At 64.2% G+C, this 25,740-nt stretch carries 23 protein-coding genes; 13 read left to right on the forward strand and 10 right to left on the reverse strand.

Annotated features, from left to right (window positions below; translation table 11 throughout):
* The first annotated feature begins 74 nt into the window (after nucleotides 1–74).
* A complete protein-coding gene (locus tag OCA5_RS07750) occupies nucleotides 75–1,829 on the forward strand; it encodes an NAD+ synthase (RefSeq protein WP_012563660.1) in 1,755 nt (584 codons plus the stop codon).
* Nucleotides 1,830–2,083: 254 nt separating this feature from the next.
* Here OCA5_RS07750 and OCA5_RS07755 read toward each other — a convergent pair whose 3' ends face one another.
* Nucleotides 2,084–3,142 (reverse strand): DUF2865 domain-containing protein, encoded by a 1,059-nt coding sequence (locus OCA5_RS07755; protein WP_012563659.1) that lies wholly within the window; start codon nucleotides 3,140–3,142, stop codon nucleotides 2,084–2,086.
* Nucleotides 3,143–3,271: 129 nt separating this feature from the next.
* On the reverse strand, nucleotides 3,272–3,568 hold the full coding sequence (locus OCA5_RS07760; RefSeq protein ID WP_012563658.1) for a hypothetical protein: 297 nt from the start codon (nucleotides 3,566–3,568) through the stop codon (nucleotides 3,272–3,274).
* A gap of 358 nt (nucleotides 3,569–3,926) precedes the next feature.
* Between OCA5_RS07760 and cysS the strand changes: the two genes are divergently transcribed.
* The 3 genes from cysS to cimA all read left to right on the forward strand — a co-directional run bounded on the left by cysS (nucleotide 3,927) and on the right by cimA (nucleotide 7,751).
* Nucleotides 3,927–5,321 carry a cysteine--tRNA ligase gene (gene cysS / locus OCA5_RS07765; protein ID WP_012563657.1) on the forward strand — a complete coding sequence of 465 codons (1,395 nt, stop codon included), beginning with the start codon at nucleotides 3,927–3,929 and terminating at the stop codon, nucleotides 5,319–5,321.
* A gap of 300 nt (nucleotides 5,322–5,621) precedes the next feature.
* Nucleotides 5,622–6,140 carry a GNAT family N-acetyltransferase gene (locus OCA5_RS07775; RefSeq protein ID WP_012563655.1) on the forward strand — a complete coding sequence of 173 codons (519 nt, stop codon included), beginning with the start codon at nucleotides 5,622–5,624 and terminating at the stop codon, nucleotides 6,138–6,140.
* Between the two features lie 12 nt (nucleotides 6,141–6,152).
* Nucleotides 6,153–7,751, forward strand: coding sequence for a citramalate synthase (gene cimA, locus OCA5_RS07780; protein WP_012563654.1), 1,599 nt, complete (start codon nucleotides 6,153–6,155; stop codon nucleotides 7,749–7,751).
* Nucleotides 7,752–7,906: 155 nt separating this feature from the next.
* Here cimA and OCA5_RS07785 read toward each other — a convergent pair whose 3' ends face one another.
* Entirely contained in the window at nucleotides 7,907–8,536 is a 630-nt protein-coding gene (locus OCA5_RS07785; protein ID WP_012563653.1) for an LOG family protein, read from the reverse strand.
* A gap of 241 nt (nucleotides 8,537–8,777) precedes the next feature.
* Between OCA5_RS07785 and OCA5_RS07795 the strand changes: the two genes are divergently transcribed.
* The 9 genes from OCA5_RS07795 (at nucleotide 8,778) to OCA5_RS07835 (ending at nucleotide 19,522) form a co-directional block, all read left to right on the forward strand.
* Nucleotides 8,778–10,757 carry an ABCB family ABC transporter ATP-binding protein/permease gene (locus tag OCA5_RS07795; protein WP_012563652.1) on the forward strand — a complete coding sequence of 660 codons (1,980 nt, stop codon included), beginning with the start codon at nucleotides 8,778–8,780 and terminating at the stop codon, nucleotides 10,755–10,757.
* A gap of 445 nt (nucleotides 10,758–11,202) precedes the next feature.
* A complete protein-coding gene (locus tag OCA5_RS07800) occupies nucleotides 11,203–11,901 on the forward strand; it encodes a phosphatidylserine decarboxylase (protein ID WP_012563650.1) in 699 nt (232 codons plus the stop codon).
* An 80-nt stretch (nucleotides 11,902–11,981) separates the two neighbouring features.
* A complete protein-coding gene (locus tag OCA5_RS07805) occupies nucleotides 11,982–12,869 on the forward strand; it encodes a CDP-alcohol phosphatidyltransferase family protein (protein ID WP_012563649.1) in 888 nt (295 codons plus the stop codon).
* Nucleotides 12,870–13,079: 210 nt separating this feature from the next.
* The gene (locus OCA5_RS07810; protein WP_012563647.1) at nucleotides 13,080–13,853 is read left to right on the forward strand and encodes a motility protein A; all 774 of its coding nucleotides are present in this window, start codon (nucleotides 13,080–13,082) and stop codon (nucleotides 13,851–13,853) included.
* Between the two features lie 26 nt (nucleotides 13,854–13,879).
* Entirely contained in the window at nucleotides 13,880–14,707 is an 828-nt protein-coding gene (locus tag OCA5_RS07815; protein ID WP_012563646.1) for an OmpA/MotB family protein, read from the forward strand.
* Nucleotides 14,708–14,871: 164 nt separating this feature from the next.
* The gene (locus OCA5_RS07820) at nucleotides 14,872–16,773 is read left to right on the forward strand and encodes a potassium transporter Kup (protein WP_012563645.1); all 1,902 of its coding nucleotides are present in this window, start codon (nucleotides 14,872–14,874) and stop codon (nucleotides 16,771–16,773) included.
* Nucleotides 16,774–16,867: 94 nt separating this feature from the next.
* Nucleotides 16,868–17,200, forward strand: coding sequence for a rhodanese-like domain-containing protein (locus tag OCA5_RS07825; protein WP_012563644.1), 333 nt, complete (start codon nucleotides 16,868–16,870; stop codon nucleotides 17,198–17,200).
* 51 nt (nucleotides 17,201–17,251) lie between these two features.
* Nucleotides 17,252–18,403, forward strand: a complete 1,152-nt coding sequence (locus tag OCA5_RS07830) for an aminotransferase (protein ID WP_012563643.1) — start codon at nucleotides 17,252–17,254, stop codon at nucleotides 18,401–18,403.
* A gap of 63 nt (nucleotides 18,404–18,466) precedes the next feature.
* Complete coding sequence (locus OCA5_RS07835) at nucleotides 18,467–19,522, forward strand: polyamine ABC transporter substrate-binding protein (RefSeq protein WP_422836369.1); 1,056 nt, start codon at nucleotides 18,467–18,469, stop codon at nucleotides 19,520–19,522.
* Between the two features lie 303 nt (nucleotides 19,523–19,825).
* On the opposite strand, the gene OCA5_RS07840 is transcribed toward OCA5_RS07835, so the two are convergent.
* The 7 genes from OCA5_RS07840 to OCA5_RS07870 form a co-directional block, all read right to left on the reverse strand.
* Nucleotides 19,826–20,758, reverse strand: a complete 933-nt coding sequence (locus OCA5_RS07840) for a lipid A biosynthesis lauroyl acyltransferase (protein WP_012563641.1) — start codon at nucleotides 20,756–20,758, stop codon at nucleotides 19,826–19,828.
* Nucleotides 20,759–21,781, reverse strand: coding sequence for a zinc-binding dehydrogenase (locus OCA5_RS07845; RefSeq protein ID WP_012563640.1), 1,023 nt, complete (start codon nucleotides 21,779–21,781; stop codon nucleotides 20,759–20,761).
* Between the two features lie 248 nt (nucleotides 21,782–22,029).
* Nucleotides 22,030–23,310, reverse strand: coding sequence for a beta-ketoacyl-ACP synthase (locus OCA5_RS07850; protein ID WP_012563639.1), 1,281 nt, complete (start codon nucleotides 23,308–23,310; stop codon nucleotides 22,030–22,032).
* Between the two features lie 18 nt (nucleotides 23,311–23,328).
* The gene (locus OCA5_RS07855; protein ID WP_012563638.1) at nucleotides 23,329–24,528 is read right to left on the reverse strand and encodes a beta-ketoacyl-ACP synthase; all 1,200 of its coding nucleotides are present in this window, start codon (nucleotides 24,526–24,528) and stop codon (nucleotides 23,329–23,331) included.
* Nucleotides 24,525–24,992: a 3-hydroxyacyl-ACP dehydratase FabZ family protein gene (locus tag OCA5_RS07860; protein ID WP_012563637.1), complete on the reverse strand. Its 468-nt coding sequence runs from the start codon at nucleotides 24,990–24,992 to the stop codon at nucleotides 24,525–24,527. The genes OCA5_RS07855 and OCA5_RS07860 overlap by 4 nt, the downstream gene beginning before the upstream one ends.
* Before the next feature lie 12 nt (nucleotides 24,993–25,004).
* Nucleotides 25,005–25,286, reverse strand: a complete 282-nt coding sequence (locus OCA5_RS07865; RefSeq protein ID WP_012563636.1) for an acyl carrier protein — start codon at nucleotides 25,284–25,286, stop codon at nucleotides 25,005–25,007.
* A gap of 164 nt (nucleotides 25,287–25,450) precedes the next feature.
* Nucleotides 25,451–25,729, reverse strand: a complete 279-nt coding sequence (locus OCA5_RS07870; protein WP_012563635.1) for a hypothetical protein — start codon at nucleotides 25,727–25,729, stop codon at nucleotides 25,451–25,453.
* Between the last annotated feature and the right edge of the window lie 11 nt (nucleotides 25,730–25,740).

Raw genomic sequence — 25,740 nt, forward strand, 5'->3', positions numbered from 1 at the left:
GCGGGTCATCGTTTCGATGGCCCGCTTATCGCATGAGATTGCCGCCGTTGCGGCAAGCGGGATAAACTCGTTGCATGGCCCAATCCGAACGCTTCGTCGTCACACTCGCGCAGATCAATCCGACCGTCGGGGACATTTCCGGTAACGCCGCCAAGGCGTGGGCCGCACGTGCCAAGGCGGCCGCCGATGGCGCGAGTCTTCTCGTTCTGCCCGAGCTTTTCCTGTGCGGCTATCCGCCGGAAGATATCGTGCTCAAGCCCGCATTTCAGGCGCGCTGCCGCGCCGAGATCGAGACGCTCGCGCGCGCGACCGCTGATGGCGGGCCGGCCGTGCTGATCGGTACGCCGTGGGTGGACGAGGGCAAACTCTATAACGCCGTTGCGCTGCTCGATGGCGGGCGCGTGGCCGGCCTGCGCTTCAAGGCCAATCTGCCGAACTATGGCGTGTTCGATGAAAAACGCATTTTCGCGCGCGGCCCCGCCGCGGGGCCGCTGACCGTTCGTGGTGTCCGCATCGGCGTGCCGATCTGTGAAGATACCTGGATGGAAGAGTCGGCGGAATACGAGAACGTCGTCGAATGCCTTGCGGAGACCGGCGCGGAAATTCTGATCGTGCCGAACGGCTCGCCCTATGCACGCAACAAGAACGACATCCGCCTTTCGATGGCGGTGGCGCGGATTACCGAAAGCGGGCTGCCGTTTATCTATCTCAATCAGGTCGGCGGGCAGGATGAATTGGTGTTCGACGGCGCGTCGTTCGCGATCAACGCGGACCGCTCGCTGGCAGCGCAGCTTCCGTGCTTTCAGGAATCCATCACGACGCTGACCTGGCTTCGCGACGAGAACGGCTGGACCTGCAAGGGTCCGGTGTCGCCGATGCTTGAAGGCGATCGCGCGGACTATGCCGCCTGCGTGCTCGGCCTTCGCGATTATGTCGGCAAGAACGGTTTTCCCGGCGTGCTGCTCGGCATCTCGGGCGGTATCGACTCCGCGCTGTGCCTTGCCATTGCCGTCGATGCGATCGGCGTGGAGCGCGTGCGCGGCGTGATGCTACCGTATCGTTTTACGGCGAAGGAATCGATCGAGGATGCGGCGAGGATCGCGCGCGCATTCGGCATTCGTTACGAGGTGCTGCCGATCGCGGCGGCGGTGACGGGATTCGAGGGCATTCTCAAGGATACGTTCAAGGGCAAGCCGCGCGACGTCACCGAGGAGAACCTGCAGGCGCGCACGCGCGGCGTATTGCTGATGGCGATCTCGAACAAGTTCGGCGACATGCTGGTGACGACCGGCAACAAGTCGGAAATGTCGGTCGGCTACGCGACGCTCTACGGCGACATGAACGGCGGCTTCAATCCGATCAAGGATATCTACAAGACGGAAGTATTTCGTCTGTCGTCGCTGCGCAATTCATGGAAGCCGGAAGGCGCGCTCGGCCCCTCTGGCAAGGTCATTCCGGTCAGCATCATCGCGCGCCCGCCGACGGCGGAGTTGCGCGAGAACCAGACCGATCAGGACTCGCTGCCGCCTTACGATATTCTCGACGGCATTCTCGAACGGCTTGTCGAACACGATATGTCGGTGGCCGAGATCGTGGAGGAGGGGTTCGATCGCGACACGGTGATGCGCATCGATCGTCTGTTGAATCTCGCGGAATACAAACGCCGTCAGGCCGCACCCGGTGTGAAGGTGACGCGCCGGAGTTTCGGCCGCGACCGTCGCTATCCGATCACCAATCGCTTCCGCGACAATGGCGAGTCCGAACCGTCGCCGGATCATTCGCTGGTGACGCGCGCGCAGCGCGATTCAACGGGCGTGTTCGACGGCTAAAAAGCCCGAAAAGATAATGTGGCTGTATTGTGTTCTTGGCTGAGTGCGCCGGTCGCGTGCGCTCGTCCCGATTCTTTCTTCACCTCTCCCCGGTGGGGAGTGGGTGAGGGGGGCCGAAGCGTACTTGAGACACCGTACGCCCTCACCCGAAGGCGTTCGCTATCGCTCTCGCCTCCACCTCCTCCCCACGGGAGAGGTGGAGCCTAAGCTTTGTTCAAGTCCTGAGTTGCTGAGTCCAGCTAACCACAACCTGCTTAGTTATTATTCGGCATGAAGGTCGGGCCAACCGAGCGGATCTCGCCGGGTTTCTTGTCCGGCTGAGCGGGCTGCGGCGTGGCGGCGGTCGCGGGGTCAGCAGGCGCGACGTTCTTCGTCGGGGTGGCGCGTGGCTGCGACATGCGCTTGGCGCGTTCGCCGCTGACGATGATGTCGCCATGCTCCGCCGCGCTCGAATTGTCGACATTCTTCAGCGCGTCGGCCCAGCTCTGCCCGGGCGCACGGCAACTGCAGGTCTTGTCGTACTGGGTGCGGAAGCGGAAGGCGTTCGGCGATTGCGCGTAGGGCTGGCCGTTGATCGAGACCGCCTGCGCGATGTCCTGACCCGGGTTGTGGTAGGTGTAGAGCGTTGCGTCCGCGTTCGGGCACAGGCTCTTGCAGGTGCGCTCGTCGTCGGCGAAGCGGCTCGGTACCGTCGCGAACGAGATCGGGAAATAGGCGCCGTCGCAGCTTCGCACGCAGACGGTGCGATAGGTGCCCGACTGCGTCGAGCCCTCGCCGTAATCGCCGGGCTCGGGACCGCCGCCGCCGAACAGGTTGCTGAGGAAATTTCCGGAGCGCGCCATGTTGGCGTATTGCGGGCCGCAATTGTTCTGTGCGAGCGCGAGGATCACCGAGCGGCGCTGCGGATCGTCCGCCCCGCCCGCGGAGCCGGCACGCAGCCGCTCCAGATTCGTGGTGATCTGGTCGAGGTTCGCTCGCATCTGCTGAATCTGGTTGTTGATCGGGCCGCACTGCGCGGAGCGGCCGGAAAACAGCGAGAAGAAGCCGGAGCTGTCGCAGCCCTGATTGCGCGCATGGGCCTGAACCCGCTCGAGTTCGCCCTGCTGGCGGGCGGCTGCATCCTCATAGCGGCGAATTTGCTCGGCCTTGGCCGCATTGCCGCCGCCCTGGCTGCGATCGATGGCGGCAAGCTGGCCTTCGAGCCGCTGGCACATCGGGCTACCCTGACCGCCCTCGAAACCTTGCGCGAAAGCAGGGGCCGTCAGCCCCGCAAGAGCGAGGGCGGCGAGCAGCGGCAGGGAACGGGAAAGCATCGGCAACGGCATATCCGGGAAGGGGCCGCGGGTGCGGCCAACGCGATTTCCCCATAGCCCGTTCAGACGGCAAGGTCACGCCGATTTCGAGGCGGTCCCAAGGCAACCGTCAAGGCATGCGGGCTGTCGTTACCGCTGGCAGGTGATGGCGATGTAATTGTCGCCGGGGCGCACCGTCGTCGAGGCGGGAATGGCGCCGGTCACGTCCTCCGGTGCGAGGCGATGGTAGGCGCTCGCCTGCGTGAACTGCCGGGATTCGCAATACATTCTCGCCGCGGTCGCGCCGCAGCTTGCGCCGCTGGCAAGGCATTCGTCGATGCCGTAGCCGTCCGGCTGGCTCGCGAAGATGAAAACCCGGCTGTCGGCAAAAGCGGGGGAGGCCATCAACAGGGCGGCGCAGAACGCAGCCGCGGAACTCAATCGCATGGAAGCACCAAACCGGGAATCACGAGAGCGCCACCAATACGGCCAAAACATTAAGAATGATTAACCAAGGGGTTGCGGCCCATAGCGCGGGCGGAGCGCGCCGGAGAGGCCGTCGTCTTAGACCCTGCGCGCGGGAGCCTCAAGACAGCGTTGGACTGAAGCGTTAGCGTTATCGGCGGCGCGACCGGGCAGCCTCTTGACGGGGCGACTTGTGCTGGCCATTGTGCCGGCCATGAACGGTTCTCCCTCGTTTTTCGGCATTTGCCGCGAGATTATTAGCTAGCGATTCGCTGGCTGGAGCCGTCTTTTCTCAAATCGAGAGTAGTGGACGCCCCCGGCCCAACCGGACGGTTTGTCTATGGACTTGAAACTCTACGATACGCTGACGAAGGACAAGCGCGCCTTCGTGCCGCTCGATCCGCGCAATGTACGCATGTATGTGTGCGGGCCGACGGTCTACGACTTCGCCCATATCGGCAATGCGCGCCCGGTCATCGTGTTCGACGTGCTGTTCCGCCTGCTGCGGCACATCTACGGCGACAGCCACGTCACGTATGTCCGCAACATCACCGACGTCGACGACAAGATCAACGACCGCGCGCTGCGCGACTATCCCGGCCTGCCGCTGAACGAGGCGATCCGCAAGGTCACGGAAAAGACCGCGACGCAGTTTCGTGCCGATGTCGATGCGCTGGGTTGCTTGCAGCCGACCGTCGAGCCGCGCGCGACCGACTTCGTGCTGCCGCGGCCTGACGGCAAGACCGACATGGTCTCGCTGATCAAGACTCTGATCGACCGCGGCCATGCCTATGAGGCCAACGGCGAAGTGCTGTTCGACACCGCCTCGATGCCGGATTACGGCCAGCTCTCCGGCCGCAAGCTCGAGGAGCAGCAGGCGGGCGCTCGCATCGCGGTGGACGCGCACAAGAAGCACGCCGCCGACTTCGTGTTGTGGAAGCAATCCTCCGCCGACGAGCCGGGCTGGGACAGCCCGTGGGGGCGCGGGCGGCCCGGCTGGCACATCGAGTGCTCGGCAATGAGCGCGGCCTATCTCGGCGAGACGTTCGACATCCACGGCGGCGGGCTGGATCTGATCTTCCCGCACCACGAGAACGAGATCGCACAATCGCGCTGCGCCCACGGCACGCATGCGATGGCGAATTACTGGCTGCACAACGGCTTCCTGCAGGTCGAAGGCGAGAAGATGTCGAAGTCGCTCGGCAACTTCGTCACCATCAACGAACTGCTGCAGGACTGGCCGGGCGAAGTCGTGCGCCTCAACATGCTGAAGACGCATTATCGCTCGCCGATCGACTGGACGCTGAAGGGACTCGAGGAAAGCGCGAAGGCGCTGGACGACTGGTACGCAACCGCGGGCGATGCCGCGGGGAGCGCGCCGGCGGACACCGTGATGGAGACGCTGTGCGACGATCTCAACACCGCGCAGACCGTCGCCGCGCTGCATGGCCTGCGCCATCAGGCGGAGAAGGGCGATGCCGCGCAGCGCGACCAGCTCGCGGCCTCGCTGCGCTTTCTCGGTTTCTTTTCGGAAACAAAAGACGCATGGGATGCGCGCAAGCGTGAGGCCAGTGGCGTCGATGCGGCACAGGTAACGGCGCTGATCGCCGATCGCACTGCCGCCCGCGCGCGCAAGGATTGGAAAGAGTCCGACCGCATCCGCGACGAGCTTGCGGCGATGGGCGTTGCTATCAAGGATTCCAAGGAAGGCACTACCTGGGAGATCGCGCGATGAGTGCGCATGTCCCGATGGCTGTCATTGCCGGGCTTGACCCGGCAATCCATCCGATCGCGATGGATGCACGGGTCGAGTCCGCGCATGACGCTTGGTACCGTTTTGCGGCTACCCCTCACCCGGCGTCTCGCATTCGCGCGACGCCACCCTCTCCCACAAGGGGAGAGGGGAAGATGGAGATCGCGCGATGAAACCACCGGAGACGCCTTTTCCGCGCCGCTGGCGCTATTACATCGTATTGAAATGGTGCGTGATCGCGGGTGCGGCCGCGCTCGCCCTCAAGCTTCTGGGATATTGGTGATGGCGCAGGCACGCCCCAACGTCGGGCTGCGGCCGTTTCTGCCGGCCGATACCTCGATTGTGGCCGCGATCTTCATCGCGAGCATCGAGGAACTGACCGAGGACAGCTATTCCGAAGCGCAGCGCGAGGCGTGGGCATCGCGTGCCGAGGATGAGGCGGCGTTCGGCAAGCGGCTCGGCACGCAGTTGACGCTTGTCGCGACACTGGAAGGCTCGCCGGTCGGCTTTGCCTCGCTGAAAGGGACCGAGCAACTCGACATGCTGTTCGTGCATCCCCATGCGGCGCAGCGCGGTGTTGGCACTGCGCTGTGCGATGCGCTGGAGCGGCTTGCGGCGGCACGCGGCGCCAAGCGCATTAGCGTCGATGCGAGCGATTCCGCGCAAGGCTTCTTCGCAGCGCGTGGCTATACCGCGCAGCAACGCAACTCGGTTTCGATCGGCGACGAATGGCTCGCCAACACCACGATGACGAAAACGCTTACTGATCCGGCGTCCGATCCGTCACGACTTTCATCATAAGGCCCTGACCCCATGAGCCGCGAACGACTCTATCTCTTCGACACCACATTGCGCGACGGCGCCCAGACGCAGGGCGTCGGCTTTTCGCTGCACGACAAGCGTATCATTGCGCAGATGCTCGACGAGCTTGGTGTCGATTACATCGAGGGCGGCTATCCGGGCGCGAACCCGGCCGACAGCGAATTCTTCAGCGAGCGGCCGAAGTTTTCGCACGCCAAGTTTGTCGCGTTCGGCATGGTGCGCCGGAGCGGGCGTTCGGTGTCGAACGATCCCGGTCTTGCCGCCGTGCTGGCTGCAAAGACGGATGCGTTCTGTCTGGTCGCGAAGGCGTCGGCCTATCAGGTGCGCGTCGCGCTCGAAACCACCAATGAGGAGAACCTCGCCGCGATCCGCGACAGCATCAGCGCGGCCGTCGCCAAGAGCGGCACGGCGATGCTCGACTGCGAGCATTTCTTCGACGGCTACAAGGAAGACCCGGCCTTCGCGCTGGCCTGTGCCAAGGCGGCTTATGAATCCGGTGCGCGCTGGGTGGTGCTGTGTGACACCAATGGCGGCACGTTGCCTCATGAGGTCGAGGCGATCGTCGGCGAGGTGACGAAGCATATCCCCGGCAGCCATCTCGGCATCCATGCCCATGACGACACCGGGCAGGGGGTGGCGAACTCGCTCGCCGCGGTGCGCGCGGGCGTGCGGCAAATTCAGGGTACGCTGAACGGTCTCGGCGAGCGTTGCGGCAACGCCAATCTCTGCTCGCTGATCCCGACACTGAAATTGAAGAAGCCGTTCTGCGATACGCTCGAAATCAATGTCACTGATGCGAAGCTAGCGACGCTGACGCAGGTGTCGCGCGCGCTCGACGAAATCCTCAATCGTGCGCCGAACAAGCATGCGCCCTATGTCGGCGAGAGTGCGTTCGTCACCAAGACCGGCATTCATGCTTCCGCCGTGCTGAAGGACCCGCACACCTACGAACATATCGTGCCGGAGCTGGTCGGCAATCACCGTCAGGTGCTGGTATCCGATCAGGCAGGCCGCTCGAACGTGCTGGCCGCGCTGGAGCGCGCCGGCATCGCCTTCGACAAGAGCGACCCCAAGGTCACGCGCCTCGTTGAGGAGATGAAGGAGCGCGAGGCGGGCGGTTATTCCTACGAGTCCGCCGAGGCCTCGTTCGAGTTGCTGGCGCGGCGCACGCTCGGCCATGTGCCGGATTACTTCCGCGTCTTGCAGTTCGACGTCAATGTCGAGCAGCGCACCAACGGACAGGGCCGGCCGAACACGGTTGCGCTCGCGGTGGTGAAGGTCGACGTCGCGGGCGAGGTGCTGATCTCGGCGGCGGAAGGCAACGGTCCGGTCAATGCGCTCGACGTCGCGCTACGCAAGGATATCGGCAAGTATCAGAGCTATATCGACGGGCTCAAGCTCGTCGACTATCGCGTCCGTATCCTCAACGGCGGCACCGAAGCGGTGACGCGCGTGCTGGTGGAGAGCGAGGACGAGAACGGTGCGCGCTGGACCACCATCGGCGTGTCGTCGAACGTCATCGACGCCTCATTCCAGGCGCTGATGGATTCCCTGACCTACAAGCTGGTGAAGGCCGGCGCCCCGGCGTGAGGGGACGCCGCTGTTGCGATCTCTCGCTTGTCATGCGCGGACTTGATCCGCGCATCCATCCTTAAAAATGGATGGCCGGGACGAAAGGGCGTTCACGCCCGTCTTTGACGGGCTATGCCCGGCCATGACGGTTCGTATGTTTCGGCCAAAACGCCTTACATCTTTTCCGTAACGGTCTCGTCGGCCACCGGCTCGCGGGTCGATGCGGAGACGTGAGCCGCGGCGCGCAGTTGCGGCAGGATGTCCTCCACGCGGCTTGCGGTAAGCACGCCGGCCGGGAGCTCGGCGCGAATGAACGCGGTCTGGCGCATATGCGAGAGCAGCGCCAGGAACGGGTCCCAGAAATGAGCGACGTTGGCGACCAGGATCGGCTTGGTGTGCCGCCCGAGTTGCGACCACGTCATCATCTCGACCAGCTCTTCCAGCGTGCCGATGCCGCCGGGCAGCGCCACGAAGGCATCCGCGCGGTCGAACATCAGTTGCTTGCGTTCGTGCATGTTGGCGGTGACGATCAGTTCCTGCGCCTGGTCCATCGCGTTTTCCCGCTGGGTCAGGAAGGTCGGGATGATGCCCGTCACGCGGCCGCCATTGTCGAGCACGCCGCGTGCGACCGCGCCCATCAGGCCGATCGAGCCGCCGCCATAGACAAGGCCGACGTTCTGCTCGGCAAGAATTCTGCCGAAGTCGGTCGCCGCTTGCATGAACTTGGGGTCTGTACCAGGGCCTGAACCGCAATAAACGCAGACACTATTGATCGTATTCGTATTGATTTCGTTCTTGGTCATGCCCTTGATGTGGGACGGCCTTGTGGCACCGTCAAGGCGGCGGCAGGGCGCGCCGGGGGCCGGTGGGGTACGGGTCAGGAGAAAGATCGCCCCGGCCGGGTGCGAAATCGCCCCGGAGGTCTTATATGACGGGCTCGTGAAGCCGAATCGAAGCCCGGCCCGGATTGCCCGCTCCGTCGCCGCAGGATTGTGAATGACCGCCCAAAACGCCCCAACTGCCCAGAGCCGCCCGGCGCGGAAGATGACCGACGCCTCGATGACGGCGACGTTGGTGCAGCTTTGGCCGTATCTCTGGCCGGGCGAGCGCCACGACCTGAAGATGCGGGTGGTCTGGTCGATGGTGCTGCTCATCATCGCCAAGGCGCTGACGCTGATCGTGCCGTTCACCTTCAAGTGGGCGACCGATGCACTGAACGGGCAGGGCACCGCACCGATTGCCTCGTCGGACTGGCTGGTGTGGGCGATCGCCTCGCCGGTCATCATGACGCTCGCCTATGGCGGCACCCGCATTCTGATGGCGGTGTTCACGCAACTGCGCGACGGCATCTTCGCCAAGGTCGCGATGCATGCGGTGCGCAAGCTCGCCTATCTTACCTTCGTGCACATGCACGAGCTGTCGCTGCGCTTTCACCTGCAGCGCAAGACCGGTGGCCTGACACGCGTTCTGGAGCGCGGCCGTACCGGCATCGAGACCATGGTGCGGCTTGCCGTGCAGCAGTTGGCGCCGACCGTGGTCGAACTCGGCCTGATGATGGTCGTGCTGCTCTATCAGTTCGACTGGCGCTATGTGCTGGTCACGCTCGGCACCGTGCTCGCCTATATGTGGTTTACCTATGTCGCGACCGAGTGGCGGATCGACATTCGCCGCCGCATGAACGAGTCCGATACCGAGGCGAACACCAAGGCGATCGACTCGCTGCTCAATTACGAGACGGTGAAATATTTCGGCGCGGAGACGCGCGAGGCGCAGCGCTACGACGTCTCGATGGAGCGCTACGAGCGCGCGAGCGTCAAGACCTACACCTCGCTCGCCTGGCTCAACACCGGGCAGACCGTGATCTTCACCTTCGGCATCACCGCGACGATGGTGATGTGCGCGCTCGGCATCCGCGCGGGCACGCAGACCGTCGGCGACTTCGTCATGATCAACGCCATGATGATCCAGCTCTACCAGCCGCTGAACTTCATGGGTTTCGTCTATCGCGAGATCAAGCAGGCGATCATCGACATCGAGATGATGTTCAACGTGCTGATCCGCAATCCGGAGGTGAAGGACAGGCCCGGCGCCAAGCCGCTGCAGGTGAGCGCGGGCACGGTGCGTTTCGAGGATGTGCGCTTCCGCTACGATCCCGACCGCGAAATCCTCAAAGGCATTTCGTTCGAGGTGCCGGCCGGCAAGACGGTTGCGATCGTCGGTCCCTCGGGCGCGGGCAAGTCGACGATCTCGCGGCTTCTGTTCCGCCTCTACGATATCAAGGAGGGGCGCATCACCATCGACGGGCAGGATATCCGCGATGTGACGCAGACCTCGCTGCGTGCCGCGATTGGCATGGTGCCGCAGGACACCGTGCTGTTCAACGACACCATCCGCTACAACATCCGCTATGGCCGCTGGGATGCGACCGACCCGGAGGTCGAGGCGGCGGCGCAGATGGCGCAGATCGACGGCTTCATCCGCATGTCGCCGCAGGGCTACGAGACGGAAGTCGGCGAGCGCGGGTTGAAATTGTCGGGTGGCGAGAAGCAGCGCGTCGCGATCGCGCGCACCATTCTCAAGGGGCCGCCGATCCTCGTGCTCGACGAGGCGACGTCGGCGCTCGACAGCCACACCGAGCGGGAGATTCAGGACGAGCTCGAGAAGGTGTCGCGCAACCGCACCACGCTGGTGATCGCGCACCGCCTCTCCACCATCGTCGATGCCGACGAGATCATCGTGCTGGAGCGCGGGCATATCGTTGAACGCGGCACTCACATGCAGCTTCTTGGCGCCGACGGGCTCTATGCGAGCATGTGGAACAGGCAGCGCGAGGCCGACGAGGCGCGCGAGAAGCTTGCCAAGTTCGGCAACGACGAACTCGCCGACGAGGCCGCGGCAGATGGTCCCGTGCCTGCGGATGAGATGCCGGCCCCGCATGAGGAAAAGCTCGCGGAGGATGCACCCGCCGAGCACGACGCCACGCGCCCCGACGATCCGCGCCCCACGCGCGACGCGGCGGAGTAGGGCAGGCGATCACTGCGAGCAAGCGACATCTCGAATCATGAGCTGTGCCCTGGACGCGGTGCGGCATGGAATGTTGCTCCGCTGATCCGGGGCCGTTCCAGATTCGGGATGTGGAATGGTCCCGATTCTGCGAAGCAGCGTTGCACGCTGCATCGCGCCCGGGACACGTTGGCGGCTCCCACCATGAGACACTGGATTGCTTTGCTCTGCTCGCAATGACGGGAGGGGACCATTGCCCTTGAATGGCTACAGGCGCGCCGAACAGGGGTTTCGGGGGAAGCATTTCTGGAATAATGAGGTGCGGAACCATACGGACGCCGCAGTTGCCTGCATTGTCGCAGCGGCGGGCCATCCGGCCGATACCTTTCCCGGCACGTCGCCGCGCGGCGCGCCACCTTCTCCCGCAACGGGAGAGGCGAACGACGATCGTTAGGGTCTTTCATCGATGTCCATCGCTCATTCCATTCGCGCGCAGATCCCGCCGATCCATCCGGAGGGATATCCTTTCATTGGTGGCTTTGCGTTCGCGAGCCTGATTCTGTTCTGGCTGTGGGCGCCGCTCGGCTGGATCGGGGTGGTGCTCACGATCTGGTGCGCACTGTTCTTCCGCGATCCTGTGCGCACCACGCCGGTGCGCGAAGGCCTCGTCATCGCGCCGGCCGACGGCCGCGTGTCGATGGTGACGCCGGTGGTGCCGCCGGCCGAACTCGGCCTCGGCGACCAGCCCCTGATGCGGATTTCGATCTTCATGAGCGTGTTCAACTGCCACGTGAACCGCAGCCCGGTGGCGGGGCGGATCGAGCGCATCGCTTACCGTCCCGGCAAGTTCATCAACGCCGAACTCGACAAGGCGAGCGAGGACAACGAGCGCAACTCGCTCGTGATCTCGACGCCCGCCGGCCGCATCGGCGTGGTCCAGATCGCGGGCCTTGTGGCACGGCGCATCGTCTCCTTCGTGCGCGAGGGCGAAAGCCTTGCGGCGGGCCAGCGCTTCGGCCTGATCCGGTTTGGCTCGCGGCTCGATGTCTTCCTGCCGGAGGGCGGCAAGCCGCTCGTCTCGGTCGGACAGACGGCCGTTGCGGGCGAAACGGTGCTGGCCGACTTCCAGATCGGCGATGGCGGACGCGTTTACCGGACCGATTAACCTTCCGGGCCGTGCGGCGGCGCCTTCACCGGCGTTCCGCCACATTGGCGAAGCGGTTGAGGAGCGGTATATAGACAGCCATGAGTACACCTTTTTCGCCTGATCCTTCCGACATGCAGCGCCGTCGCTTCGGCTCGATTCCGGTGCGCGTGCTGGTGCCGAACGTCATCACACTGCTCGCGTTGTGCGCGGGCCTGTCCGCCATCCGCATGTCGATCGAGGGCCGCAACGAACTCGCGCTCGGTGCGATCGTGTTCGCCGCCATTCTCGACGGCATCGACGGCCGCGTGGCGCGCATGATCAAGGGCCAGTCGCGGTTCGGTGCCGAACTCGACAGCCTCGCCGACTTCGTGAACTTCGGCGTGACGCCTGCGGTGATCCTGTATTTCTGGCAGTTGCACGACCTCAACAATGTCGGCTGGATCGCGGCGATGATCTTTGCGATCAGCAGTTGCCTGCGGCTCGCGCGCTTCAATACGCAGATCGACGAGCCGAGCGACCTGCCGTTCGCGGCGAATTATTTCACCGGCGTTCCGGCGCCGCTCGGCGCGCTTTGCGTGCTGCTGCCGATGTATCTGGTGCTGATCGGGCTGCCGCAACTGCCCTCGACCGTGATCCTCATCTTCACGCTCACCATGGCGTTCCTGATGGTGTCGCGGTTGCCGGTGTTCTCCGGCAAGAAGCTCGGTGCCCGCGTCTCGCCGGAAGCGGCGGTGCCACTCGTGATCTTCGTGGTGCTCTTCATCGCCGTGCTGATCAGCTACCCGTGGTACGTGCTGAGCGTCGGCTCGCTGCTCTATCTCGCTTCGCTGCCGATCGGCTGGGCGTCGTACCGCAAGCAGGAGCGGGCGGTGCGGGCCGAACGCGCCGCGGCTGCGGCGACAGCAGGCGCTTCATCGAGCGCCGCGGAGCCGTTTACGCCGCCGCCTCCGCCGACGGATCCCGAGCATCCGGTGCGGCTCAACTGAGCCGCGCAAAGGCGTGAGCCTGCTTCCCGCAGGCCTCGGTTGCCTTCAATGGTTACCAAAGCATTGACGCGGCGCGCTGATGAGGCGCGCCGTGTGCATTTTCATGCGGTTTTTCCATCCGATCTCAACGCATCGCTTTACGCGAATTTAATTGCGCGGGCCTAGGGTTCCTCCGAGCGCCCAGAAGGGTTGCGAGCGTCGGAGTATTCGATGGATATCACCACCAGCGTCGGGCTTGTCGCCGGCAGCATCGTTATTGTCATGCTGATCCTGACAGGCGGCGACCTGCACATGTTCATCAGCGAACATGCGATGATCATCATTTTCGGTGGCTCGATCTCCGCGACGCTGATCCGTTTCCCGCTCGTCTCCATTCTTCACGGCCTGCCGCTTGGTGCGAAATACGCCTTCACCATGAGCCGTTCGACGGCACGCAGCCTCGTCGACGAACTCGCCGGTCTTGCCGAGATCGCCCGCAAGCAGGGCCCGATGGGCCTCGAAAAGGTCGAGACGCCGGACCCGTTCCTGGCCAAGGGTATCCGCTACGTCGCAGACGGCTACGACATGGATTTCATTCGCGACAATCTCGAGCGCGACCGTGACAACTTCCTGATGCACCTCGAGGAGGGCAGCAAGATCTACCGCGCGGTCGGCGATTGCGCGCCCGCGTTCGGCATGGTCGGCACGCTGATCGGCATGGTGCAGATGTTCGCCAACATGACCGACCCCTCGAAGCTCGGCCCCTACATGGCGACCGCGCTGCTCGCCACGCTCTACGGTGCGGTGATCGCGAACCTGTTCTGCCTGCCGATCGCCGACAAGCTGCACGGCAAGCTGCTCGACGAGGAAACCAACCGCACCATCATCATCGACGGCATCCTGATGATCCGCGATGCCAAGAGCCCGACGCTCGTGCGCGAGATGCTGCTTGCGTACCTGCCCGAAAAGCACCGTCACGAGTCTGGCGAGCCGGTGCCGGCTTAACCCTCTGACAGGCCGGACCAGGGACCATGGCAAGAAAGAAGCGCGGTGATGCTCATGCGGGAGGCCACGGCTGGTTCGTGACCTTTGCCGACCTGATGGGCCTCATGATGAGCTTCTTCGTCATGCTGGTTGCGTTCTCCAATCAGGACCAAACCAAGCTCAAGATCGTTGCGGGCTCGATGCGCGAGGCATTCGGCGTGCAGAACGATGCGCGCTATTCCGGCGTGATCGAAACCGACGGCCTGCCGACGCGGCCGAAGCTCAAGAACGTCGATCACATTCCGCCGGAGGAGGCGTCCAATACGCCGTCTCCGGACGAGAAGGAGATGGCGAAGCTCTACGGTGCCCGGATCAAGACCGACCGTGAATTTGCGCTCGCCTCGGCCTCGCTGCGGCAGGCGCTGCAGGACATGCCGGAGATGACCGAGCTGTCGAAGCACATCATGTTCGAGGAGACCAAGAACGGTCTCAACCTCGAAATCGTCGATCAGGATGGCCGCTCGATGTTCGCCGAAGGCTCGCGCGAGCCTTACGAGCGCACCCGGATGCTGATCCGCAAGCTCGCCGCGCCGCTGCGCCAGTCGCCGCTGCGGATTGCGATCGTCGGCCACACCTCGGCGAATGTGCCGCTGCGGCCGGGCTACGATGCCTTCGACCTGTCCGCCGACCGCGCCAACGCGGTGCGCCAGATCCTGCAGAATGAGGGGCTGCCCGCGACTCACATCTTCTCGGTGTCGGGCAAGGCCGATACCGAGCCGCTGTTCCCGGACGATCCGACGCTGTCCGCGAACCGCCGCGTGACCATCACGCTGATGCGGGAAGACCCGCCGCTGCCGCCTGATCTGAAGCCGTAATCTGTATTATATTACCGTATTCGCTCTTCAGCCTTAATGTGAGTTCCGCCAGCTCCCATCTTGGGCAGGCGGCCCGCTCGGTGCTATACGGTCTGCCCTGATCGCCCTTCCAGACCGCCTTTCAGACCGCGCTGGGGCGATAAGATCATAGGCGCCTCCATTTCATGACATCCAGCGAAACGTCCACGGACCTCCCTCAAGAGGCCGCTCCCGCTCACGGCTTCTGGCGCCTGACGGTCGGCAGCATTGGCGTCGTGTTCGGCGATATCGGCACCTCGCCGCTGTACGCCTTCCGCGAAGCCGCGCACAACGCCGCCGGAGCCGGGATGATCACCCGCCCGATCGTGCTCGGCGTGCTCTCGCTGGTGCTGTGGGCACTGTTCATCGTGGTGACGGCGAAATACGTGCTGCTGCTCTTGCGCGCCGACAACAACGGCGAGGGCGGCACGCTATCGTTGATGGCGCTCGGCCAGCGCGCGCTCGGCCGCCAGACCTGGGTGCTGCTCGCGCTCGGCGTCGTCGGTGCGGCGATGTTCCTCGGCGATTCCATGATCACGCCGGCGATCTCGGTTCTGTCGGCGGTCGAAGGTCTCAAGCTCGCCGCACCCGAGTTCGAGCATTACGTCGTGCCGCTCACCGTGCTGATTTTGGTTTCGCTGTTCGCGGTGCAGAGCAGCGGTACCAACCGGATCGCGGCGGCGTTCGGCCCGGTGATGATCGTTTGGTTTCTTGCGCTCGCGGTGCTCGGCGCGCTGCACATTGCCGACGACCTCACCGTGCTCGCGGCGATCAATCCGTATTACGCGGTGTCGTTCATGCTGACGCATGGCGAGATCGGGCTGGTGACGCTCGGCGCCGTGTTCCTGTGCGTCACCGGCGGCGAGGCGCTCTATGCCGACCTCGGCCATTTCGGCCGCAAGCCGATCCAGTCGGCGTGGCTGTTCTTCGTGCTGCCCGCGCTTCTCATCAACTACTTCGGGCAGGGCGCGATGCTGCTCGCCCATCCCGAGACGATCGACAACACCTTCTATCGCATGGTGCCGCCGCTGTTCCTGATCCCGGCCATCGTGCTTGCGACGGTGGCGACCGTGATCGCGAGCCAGGCCGTCATCACGGGCGCGTATTCGCTGGTGCGGCAGGCGATCCAGCTCGGCCTGCTGCCGCGCTTCGAGGTTCGCTACACCTCGGAGGCGCATGCGGGCCAGATCTATCTGCCGCGCGTCAATACGCTGCTGCTGATCGGCGTGCTGCTGCTGGTCGGCCTGTTCCGCACCTCGAGCGGCCTTGCCTCCGCCTACGGCATCGCGGTCTCCACCACCATGGTGGCGGACGGCATCATGGGCTTTATCGTGGTGTGGAAGCTGTGGAACTGGCGCGCGGCGATGGCGGCTGCGGTTGTCGTGCCGCTCGTGTTCGTCGATGCGAGCTTCTTCACCGCGAACCTTCTGAAGCTGTTCGAGGGCGCGTGGGTGCCGCTGCTGTTCGGGCTCTGCCTCGTCGTCATGATCTGGACGTGGCGGCGCGGCAGCGTGATCCTGCTCAACAAGACCCGCCGTACCGAAGTGCCGCTGCGCGATCTCATCAAGAGCATCGAGAAGCGCCCGCCGCATGTCGTGAAGGGCACCGCGGTGTTTCTCACCAGCGATCCGGAATTCGTGCCGACCGCGCTTTTGCATAACCTCAAGCACAACAAGGTGTTGCACGAGCACAACGTCATTCTCACTATCCGCACCGCGACGACGCCGCGTGTCGATCCGATCGACCGCGTCGAATATGAGGGCATCAGCGAGAAATTTTCCATCGTGCGGCTGAACTTCGGCTTCATGGAAACGCCGAACGTGCCGAAGGCGCTGGCGATCGCGCGCAAGCTCGGCTGGCAGTTCGACATCATGGCGACGTCGTTCTTCGTCTCGCGCCGGTCGCTGAAACCGGCGGCGCAATCCGTCATGCCGATGTGGCAGGATCATCTGTTCATTGCGATGAGCCGCTCGGCGAACGACGCCACCGACTACTTCCAGATCCCGACCGGCCGCGTCGTCGAGGTGGGAACACAAGTGACGATCTGACCCCTTGGACAGGCCCGCCCGGCGCTGGTGACGGTCTTGATTTTGCGGCCGCAAAGGGGGAGTTTGCGCGGGCTCACACCGCACGGAGGCATGCTTGTCCGAGACCGATAAAGTTCACGATCTGACGCCGCAGGAAGTGGCGAAGGGCCTCGTGGAGGGACGTTATCTCCTGATCGACGTGCGCGAGCCCAACGAGACCGCGGCCGAGGCCTATCCCGAGGGGACCACCGCACCGCTGTCGCATTTCGACCCCGCGACACTGCCCGAGCCGAACGGCAAGACCGTGGTGTTCGCCTGCCGTTCCGGCAAGCGCTCGGTGACGGCCTCGCTCGCGGCGCAGGCCGCCGGCAAGCCCTACAACCATCATCTCGCCGGCGGCATGATCGGCTGGAAAGCGGCGGGCCTTCCGACCAAAATTGGCGGTTAACGCATCGGGCGCACTTGCGTTTGAGGTCATCGTTCTCTCATTGCGGGCGATATGAGCACGATTTTCTCCGATCTTCCGGTGACGATTTTCGAGGTGATGTCGCAGCTCGCGCGCGACCACGACGCCATCAATCTGGGGCAGGGCTTTCCCGACGGGCCGGGGCCGGAGGACATCCGCCAGAAGGCCGCCGACGCCGTGCTCAATGGCTACAATCAATATCCTTCCATGATGGGATTGCCGGAGCTGCGATCCGCGATCGCGAGCCACTACGCGCACTGGCACGGCGTGACGTTCGATCCCGCGACCGAAGTGATGGTGACGTCGGGCGCGACCGAAGCGCTGGCGGGCGCGATCCTCGGTCTTGTCGGGCCGGGCGACGAGGTGGTGGTCTTCCAGCCGTTCTACGACGCCTATGTGCCGCTGATCCGCCGCGCGGGCGGCACCGTGCGGTTCGTGCCGCTGAAGCCGCCGGACTGGCGACTGACCGAGGAGGCGCTGCGGGCGGCCTTCACCCCGAAAACCAAATTCGTGATCTTCAACAATCCGCTCAATCCGGCGGCGGTGGTGTATCCGCGCGAGGACCTCGAATTGCTGGCGCGCTTCTGCCAAGAGTTCGATGCGGTCGCGATCTGCGACGAGGTGTGGGAACACATCGTGTTCGATGGCCGCGAACATATTCCGCTGATCGCCATTCCCGGCATGCGCGAGCGCACGGTGAAGATCGGCTCCGCGGGCAAGATCTTCGCGCTGACCGGCTGGAAGGTCGGTTTCGTCTGTGCCGCGCCCGCGTTGCTGCGCGTGCTGGCCAAGGCGCACCAGTTTCTCGCCTTCACCACGGCGCCGAACCTGCAGGTTGCGGTGGCCTATGGGCTCGGCAAGCCCGATAGTTACTTCACCACGATGCGTGCCGAGCTTGCGAAAAGTCGCGACCGGCTGACGAATGGCCTGCGCGCCATCGGCTTTCCGGTGCTGCAATCGCAGGGCACGTATTTCCTCAATGTCGATCTTGCGCCGCTTGGGTTGAACGAGACCGACGAAGCGTTCTGCAAGCGTGTTGCGATCGAGCACAAGGTCGCCTCGATTCCGGTGTCGCCTTTCTACGAGGAAGAACCGGTGACATCGGTGGTGCGGTTCTGCTTCGCGAAATCGGATGCGACGCTCGACGCCGCGCTGGAGCGGTTGTCGCGCGTACTGCGGCCGTAAGGGGAGAGGGCGATGCGGCTTCAGGCGATTGGGCTTCAGGCAATAAGTCTTGCGCTTGCGGTGATGCTTGGCGTCTTGCCCGCGCATGCGGCCGAGCGCGTGGTGAACTTCTACAACTGGTCGAGCTACATGGCGCCGGGTGTGCTCGACGAGTTCACCAAAGAGACCGGCATCAAGGTCGTGTACGATACGTTCGACGCCAACGAGACGCTGGAGACGCGGCTGCTTGCGGGAAAATCCGGCTACGACCTCGTGGTGCCGACGGCTTACTTCCTGCAGCGGCAGATTCTCGCGGGCGTATTCCAGAAGCTCGACAAGACTAGGCTGCCGAACCTCACGAACGCCTGGCCGGAGGTGATGGGCCGCCTCGCGCAATACGATCCCGGCAACGAGCATGCGGTCAACTACATGTGGGGCACGACCGGCATCGGCTACAATGTCGGCGCGGCACGGCGAATTCTCGGGCCGGACGCGGCGATCGATAGCTGGGACACGATCTTCAATCCGGAGAAGATCGCCAAGTTCAAGGATTGCGGCATCCACATGCTGGATTCCGCCGACGACATTCTCCCCGCGGCGTTGAACTGGCTTGGCCTCGATCCGAATTCGACGCGGCGTGAGGACCTGGAGAAGGCCGGCGAGGCACTGCAGAAAATCCGTCCCTTCATCCGCAAATTCCATTCGTCGGAGTATCTCAGCGCGCTTGCGACCGGCGAAATCTGTCTTGCGGTCGGCTGGTCCGGCGACATCAAGCAGGCGCAGAAGCGCGCGGCGGAATCGAAGAACGGCGTCGAGATCGCCTACGCGATCCCGAAGGAGGGCGCGCAGATGTTCTTCGACAATCTCGCGATCCCGTCGGATGCGAAGAATGTCGATGAGGCCTATGCGCTGATCGATTTCCTGTACCGGCCGGAGATCGCGGCGCGCAATTCGAGTTTCCTCGGTTACGCCAGCGGCAATCTGACTGCGCAGAAATTGGTCGATCCGAAAGTGGTGAACGACCGCGGCGTCTATCCCGACGAGACAGTCATGAAGCGGCTTTTTATCATCACCGCCCGCGCACCGGCGATGCAGCGCGCCATCAACCGGCTGTGGACCAAGGTGAAGACGGGGCGGTGATACCTGCCTTCACCTCTCCCTGTTTACGGGGAGAGGTCGCCTTGCGTAGCAAGGCGGGTGAGGGGCATTTCGCAACCTGGCCCGCAGTCTCGCCCCTCACCCCGACCCTCTCCCCAGCACAAGGGCGTTCACGCCCGTCTTCGACGGGCTATGCGGGGCGAGGGAGCAGATTGCGACGAGCGGTGCTTGGCGACCATTATCGTCGTCATGCGCGGGCCTGACCCGCGCATCCATCTTAAAAGAAGAGTCTTTTAAGACGATGGATTGCCGGGTCGAGCCCGGCAATGACAGTTTGGTGTCCGCTCACCGCCAGCGGCGATGGAGCCACAGCCATTGCTCGGGATGTTCGCGCACCCAGCCTTCGATCACTGACGTCACACGCTGCATCGTGCCCTGGATATCGACTTCGCCGGAGGCATTGCGCGCGGGCTCGACGCGCTCGGTGAGATCGACGCGGAAGCGCCCGTTCGGCAGCCGCACCACGCGCACGCCGTGGATCGGGCAATCGATCCGTCGGACGAGGCGGGCGAGCAGAGGATTCGCCTTCGCCGTGCGGCCGAAAAAGGTGACATCGACGCCGCGGCCGAAATGCTGGTCCACCAGCATGCCGATGTGAAGCCCGCGCTGAAGCATGCCGGCAATGCGGACCGGCGCATCATGCGTATTCGCGATCATCTCGCCCATGTTGATGGCGCGGATCGACTGGATCGCACGATCGGCGGCGGCGATGTTGGGGCGGCGGAACAACACGGCGGAATCGAGCCCGTGTGCCGCGGCGGCAAGCGCGGGCAATTCCCAGTTGCCGAGGTGGCTTGCGAAGATCAGCGCGCCCTGGCCGTCGTTCTTCAGCTCTGCGAAGCGCTCCTGCGTGCCGGGGCCGAACTCGACGGTGTTCTTGTCGGGCGTCGCGTCATCGTAATGCCAGATATGATCGAGATGGGCGAACTCCGCGCCGACGCGGCCGAGATTGTCCCACACGCCGGTGAGGATCGTGTCGATCTCCTGCGATGACTTCTCGGGGAAGGCGGCGACGAGGTTGGCGCGCGCCACGCGATTTTCCGGCCACCACGGGCCGAGCGTGCGGGTGATGCGCGCGAAAAAGTTTCCGGTCTTCTCGGCGTCGAAATAGCGCGTCACCCGCAGCAGTGTGATTGCGGCCACGCCGATGGCAGCATTCTTCGCCGCAATGAGTTTGTTGCGGAGAATGATCTTCGAGCGAAGGACGAGGTGCGCCATTTACAGCGTGACGATGATCTTGCCGAACACCTGACGGCTCTCCATCCGCACCAGCGCCTTCTCGACGTCCTCGACCGGCACTTCGGTGTCGATGATCGGCTTGATGCCTTGCGCCATCTTGTCGAGACTTTCGGCGATGTTGCGCATCGAGGCGCCGAACGAGCCGATGATGCGATATTGCTGCTGGAACAGTTGCATCAGGTTGATGGTGGTGGTGGGGCCGGAGGTCGAGCCGCAGGTGACGAGGCGGCCGCCGCGTTTGAGGCACAACAGCGAGCCGTTGAAGGTGTCCGCGCCGACATGCTCGAACACGACGTCGACGCCCTTCTTCCTGGTGATCTTGCGTGTCTCGCCCTCGAAGCGATCCTTGCGATAGTTGATGACGTGATCGGCGCCGAGCGCCTTCACGCCTTCGATCTTGGCATCACTGCCGACCGTGGTGATGACGGTGCAGCCGATGGCCTTCGCCATCAGGATCGCGGCGGTGCCGATGCCCGAGCCGCCGGCGTGAACGAGAACGGTCTCGCCCGGCTGCAGCTTGGCATTGTCGAACAGCATGTGCTGCACGGTGGAGAAGGCGATCGGCGCGCAGGCGGCGTCGCGCAGGCTGACGTTGTCCGGCACCGGGATGACGAGCCGCCCGTCGAGGTTCATCAATTCGCGCGCGAAGCCGTCAACATGGAAGCCCATGATGCCGGCGACGTTTTCGCAGAGATTGTCGCGGCCCTCGCGGCAGGCCTTGCAGGTGCCGCAAGTGAGCGCGCCATACATCACGACCTTCTGGCCAGGCTTGAAGCGCGTGGCATTTTTGCCCGCGGTGACGATCTCGCCGGAGGCTTCCGCGCCGACCACGAGCGGCATCTTGCGCTTGGCGAACGCCATGCCGCGATAGCCCCAGACGTCGATGTGGTTGAGTGCCACCGCGCGGACGCGGATCTGCACCTCATTGTCCGCGGGCGGCGGCGGAGGAGGCATGTCCACGATCGTCAGGTTACGATCGGCAACGAGGGTCAGCGCGCGCATTGAAGGCTGTTCCTGCGGGAAATGGTGAAAACTGGAAGGGATATCGCCGGTTGGCGGGGGCGCGTCAACCGGGACTCTTTTAACCCTCGCCCCTTGTGGGAGAAAGGGAAGGTGGCATTCCCAGCGCCGTCATGCCCGCGCTTGTCGCGGGCATCCACGTCTGTACGAAAGATCAGCAGGGAAATGCGTGGATGGCCGGGTCAAGCCCGGCCATGACGAAAAACGGGATGCCTTTAACAGCGACGCAGTCACGCCGGTTCGCGGGTGAGGATCAGCACCGCGTTCTGGCCGCCGAAGCCGAACGAGTTCGACATCACCGCCGTCACCTTCGCATCGCGAGCCTCGTTTGGAACCACGTCGAAGGGGATCGCGGGATCGGGAATGTCGTAATTGATCGTCGGCGGAATCCGCTGGTGCTCCAGCGTCAGCAGCGAGAACACTGCCTCGACCGCGCCCGCGGCCGACAGCGTGTGCCCGACCATCGACTTGTTGGACGACACCGGAATCTGGCTTGCGCGCTCACCGAACACGGTGGAGATGCCGAGATACTCCATCTTGTCGTTTTCCGGCGTGCCGGTGCCGTGGGCGTTGATGTAGTCGATCTGCTCGACGCTCATGCCGGCGTCGGCGAGCGCCTTGCGGACGCAGCCGATGATCGGCTTGCCGTCCGGGCTCGAGCGGGTGCGGTGGAAGGAATCCGCGAGTTCGCCGCATCCGGCCAGCACGCCGAGAATCTTTGCGCCGCGCGCGGTCGCGGCTTCATAACTCTCCAGCACCAGCGCGCCTGCACCTTCCGCCATCACGAAGCCGTCGCGGTTCTTGGCGAAGGGGCGGGCGGCGCCTTCCGGTGGCTCGTTGTGAGTGGAGAGCGCGGACAACAGCGAGAAGCGGATCAGCGCTTCGGGATTGACCGAACCGTCGGTCGCAACGCAGAGCGCGGCATCGGCCTCGCCGCGGCGGATCGCTTCGACGCCGAGTTGGATCGCGGTCGCGCCCGATGCGCATGCGGTGGATAGCGAGATCGGCGAGCCCTTGGTGCCGAACCGCTCGACCAGATGATCGGCGACCGAGCCGAACAGGAAGCGCTTGTGGAAGTCGGCGAACCTGCCGCCGCCGCTCGCCTTGAGCATCGAGTCGTAATCGATGCCGGACGCGGAGCCGGTTGCGCGCGCAGTCTCGAAGCGCGCGATCCATTCGACCTCGACCGGCGCCACCGCGAGAAACAGCGGACCGGGGAAGTCGCCCTTGCTGCCGATGGAGGCCTGCGTCACCGCTTCTTCGGCGGCGAGGTCGGCAAGCTTGTCGGAGAGCGTCGTGGAGACGAACGGCTCGATCGGAATGAAATCGACGGTGCCGGCCATCGTGGTGCGCAGGCCATCGGTCGGGAAGCGCGTGATAGTGCGGATGCCGGACTGGCCCGCGGTGAGTTTTTGCCAGTTGTCGGTCTTGCCCGCGCCGAGCGAGGTGACGACGCCCATGCCGGTGACGACGACGGTGGGACGGCCGAACTGATCTTTCGCTGCGGTCATTGCGTTTGCCTCCGATTGTCAGGCCGGAACGCGCTCGACGAGCGCCATGCCTTCGCCCCGCCAGTGTCCGATGCCGATGACGACGATCTGGGACGGCGAGGCGGCGCTTTCAATCTCGACGCCCGTCGAATCGTTCGCCGCGAACAGTTTTCCCTTGGCGATGGAGAGTGCCGCGAGCGCGAGCCCGAGCGGCAATTGCGCTTCCATCAGATGGCCGAACGAGGTCGCGTGCCCGCGCACCGGCGCATTGGCGTGTTTCTTGAGGAACGCGCGCTCTTCATCGGTTGGGTAAGCCGCGCCGGTGGCGCCGGTGATGATCGGCGTATCAGTGGGAACGCCGAGCTTCGCCCACAGCGCATCGAGCACCGCGGTGACATTGCCCGGCACGGTGCGGCGCGCATGATCGGCCACGACCTGCGAGAGCCGCGCGAACGGCTTTGCGCCGCGCGCCTGCGCATGTTCTTTCGATTCGATGACGAGAAACACGCCGCCGGAGCCGAGCGCGAAGCCGGTTGCCTCGCCATTGCGCGCCCATACCGGCGTCGCCTTGCCCTTGAGCGCGAAGTCGCCGAACTCGTAGAGCATCAGAAGATCTTTGCGCTCGCCATTGTGCGCGGCGCCGACCAGCGCGATGTCGCTTTGGCCGGAGACGATGCGCGCCAGCGCAATCCGGAATGCATCAGTGCCGGCCGCTTCCTCGCCCATGAAGGTGCGCGATGAGCCGGTGACGCCATGGACGATCGAGATGTTACCCGCGAGCAGGTTCGAGAGCTGCGCCAGAAACAGTGTCGGTCGCAGCCCGCCCATCAGACGTTCGTTGAGCGCGCCCGGCGCGGCGTTGCCCTGCGCCTGGTCGTTGAGCACGGTGGCATCGACTGCGAGATCACGCTCGCCGCCGCCCGCGGCGACGATCATGTCCATGCGCGAGAGAATGTCGGTGTTGCCCTTGAGGCCCGCGCCTTCGAGCGCGAGACCGGCCGCGTAGGTGCCGATCCGCTGCCAGGATTCCATCTGACGCAGATCGCCCTTCTTCGGGATCTGCGCGTCGTAATTCAGTTTGACGATCGGATGCACGGGGTAGGGCGCGAAGGTCGTCTCGTCGACATTGATGCGGCGCGCCTGCAGTGCGTCCCAGTGTTCGTCGAGACCTTCGCCGAGTGAAGACGCAAGGCCTATGCCGGTGATCCAGACCTCGCGGGCCGTCGTCTTGTCGTTCATAGTTTGGCCTGCTCGGGAAAGCCGATCTGCCGCGCCATCTGTTCCATATGGCCGCGCAGGTCCGCGTTGGGAAACGGAGTATGGCGGAAGGTGAGGTCCGCGTTGCACTTCACCTTGCCGTCGACGCTGATCTTCGCCTCGGTGACCGCGAAGCCGGAGCCGTCGTGAACGATGCGGGATTCGACCGTGAGCGGTTCGCCCGGCTTGATGAAGTCGCGCATCTTCGCTTCCTTGACGGAGGCGAGAAACGGCATGCGCTCGAACTTCAGCAGCGCGATGATGAGCCAGCCAGACGTTTGCGCCATCGTCTCGATGAGCAGCACGCCCGGCATCAGCGGATGGCCGGGGAAGTGGCCCTCGAACACCGTGCTCTGTTGCGGCACACGCGAGGTGACGGTGATCCGCCGCTCGCCGAGATCGAGATCGGCGATGTGATCAACCATCTGAAAATATTCGAGGCGCATTGGTGCTGCGCGTCAGGCGCTCTTGGCCGCGACCAACTCGTCGATGCGCGCGCTGAGGTTTTTCAGAACGAAATACTGTTCCGTCGTCGCCTTGCCGTCGTTGACCTCCTGCGTCCACTTCTCAAGCGGCAGCTTGATGCCGAACGCCTTGTCGATCGCAAATGCGATGTCGAGGAAGTCGAGGCTGTCGATGCCGAGATCATCGATCGCGTGGCTTTCCGGCGTGATGGTATCGCGCGGGATATCGCAGGTTTCAGCGATGATCGTGGCGACTTGATCGAACGTTGAGGACATTCATTAAGCCTTTGATTATTCTCGGTAAACGCCAGCCGGCGCAAAAGGGGGACGGGGCGGTCGCCGCAACCCCCGCCGGCGCGCCCGAAGTAAATGTTCGTATAACGGAGCGGGGCGGCGAGTTCAATGGTGGCGACGGATGGTCCGGCGGCCCGACGGATAGCCTAATTGCGCGGCGGCGTGCTGATTTCACCGCAGTTTCGCAGGCCCTGCATGATGCAATCCTGGGTCTTGCCCATCTTGTTGAGCGCGGAGAACAGCCAGATGCCGACCACGATCAGCACGGCGGCAAATGCCGTAACCGCGAGATTCGCCCACATCCGCTGACGGTCGTCGGCCGCGTCGTGCGCAGGCGGCGGCGAAGACGGCGCGGGCGCGGCCGGGCGTGGGCTGAACTTCACCACGCGGTCGTCGCTCTCGGGAAGATCGGGTTGGCTCGCCATGACGGGTCGCG

The sequence above is a fragment of the Afipia carboxidovorans OM5 genome (assembly GCF_000218565.1).
GTDB classification, from domain to species: domain Bacteria; phylum Pseudomonadota; class Alphaproteobacteria; order Rhizobiales; family Xanthobacteraceae; genus Afipia; species Afipia carboxidovorans.

Bases quoted from the DNA above. Each gene is read 5' to 3' on its own strand.
- OCA5_RS07845 (WP_012563640.1), bottom strand. From the start codon at position 21,781: ATGCGCGCGCTGACCCTCGTTGCCGATCGTAACCTGACGATCGTGGAC.
- OCA5_RS07835 (WP_422836369.1), top strand. From the start codon at position 18,467: ATGCTTGGCGTCTTGCCCGCGCATGCGGCCGAGCGCGTGGTGAACTTC.
- OCA5_RS07775 (WP_012563655.1), top strand. From the start codon at position 5,622: ATGGCGCAGGCACGCCCCAACGTCGGGCTGCGGCCGTTTCTGCCGGCC.
- OCA5_RS07805 (WP_012563649.1), top strand. From the start codon at position 11,982: ATGAGTACACCTTTTTCGCCTGATCCTTCCGACATGCAGCGCCGTCGC.
- OCA5_RS07815 (WP_012563646.1), top strand. From the start codon at position 13,880: ATGGCAAGAAAGAAGCGCGGTGATGCTCATGCGGGAGGCCACGGCTGG.
- OCA5_RS07870 (WP_012563635.1), bottom strand. From the start codon at position 25,729: ATGGCGAGCCAACCCGATCTTCCCGAGAGCGACGACCGCGTGGTGAAG.
- cimA (WP_012563654.1), top strand. From the start codon at position 6,153: ATGAGCCGCGAACGACTCTATCTCTTCGACACCACATTGCGCGACGGC.
- OCA5_RS07860 (WP_012563637.1), bottom strand. From the start codon at position 24,992: ATGCGCCTCGAATATTTTCAGATGGTTGATCACATCGCCGATCTCGAT.
- OCA5_RS07855 (WP_012563638.1), bottom strand. From the start codon at position 24,528: ATGAACGACAAGACGACGGCCCGCGAGGTCTGGATCACCGGCATAGGC.
- OCA5_RS07750 (WP_012563660.1), top strand. From the start codon at position 75: ATGGCCCAATCCGAACGCTTCGTCGTCACACTCGCGCAGATCAATCCG.
- OCA5_RS07785 (WP_012563653.1), bottom strand. From the start codon at position 8,536: ATGACCAAGAACGAAATCAATACGAATACGATCAATAGTGTCTGCGTT.
- OCA5_RS07850 (WP_012563639.1), bottom strand. From the start codon at position 23,310: ATGACCGCAGCGAAAGATCAGTTCGGCCGTCCCACCGTCGTCGTCACC.
- OCA5_RS07795 (WP_012563652.1), top strand. From the start codon at position 8,778: ATGACCGACGCCTCGATGACGGCGACGTTGGTGCAGCTTTGGCCGTAT.
- OCA5_RS07800 (WP_012563650.1), top strand. From the start codon at position 11,203: ATGTCCATCGCTCATTCCATTCGCGCGCAGATCCCGCCGATCCATCCG.
- OCA5_RS07840 (WP_012563641.1), bottom strand. From the start codon at position 20,758: ATGGCGCACCTCGTCCTTCGCTCGAAGATCATTCTCCGCAACAAACTC.
- OCA5_RS07830 (WP_012563643.1), top strand. From the start codon at position 17,252: ATGAGCACGATTTTCTCCGATCTTCCGGTGACGATTTTCGAGGTGATG.
- OCA5_RS07820 (WP_012563645.1), top strand. From the start codon at position 14,872: ATGACATCCAGCGAAACGTCCACGGACCTCCCTCAAGAGGCCGCTCCC.
- OCA5_RS07810 (WP_012563647.1), top strand. From the start codon at position 13,080: ATGGATATCACCACCAGCGTCGGGCTTGTCGCCGGCAGCATCGTTATT.
- OCA5_RS07755 (WP_012563659.1), bottom strand. From the start codon at position 3,142: ATGCTTTCCCGTTCCCTGCCGCTGCTCGCCGCCCTCGCTCTTGCGGGG.
- OCA5_RS07760 (WP_012563658.1), bottom strand. From the start codon at position 3,568: ATGCGATTGAGTTCCGCGGCTGCGTTCTGCGCCGCCCTGTTGATGGCC.
- OCA5_RS07865 (WP_012563636.1), bottom strand. From the start codon at position 25,286: ATGTCCTCAACGTTCGATCAAGTCGCCACGATCATCGCTGAAACCTGC.
- cysS (WP_012563657.1), top strand. From the start codon at position 3,927: ATGGACTTGAAACTCTACGATACGCTGACGAAGGACAAGCGCGCCTTC.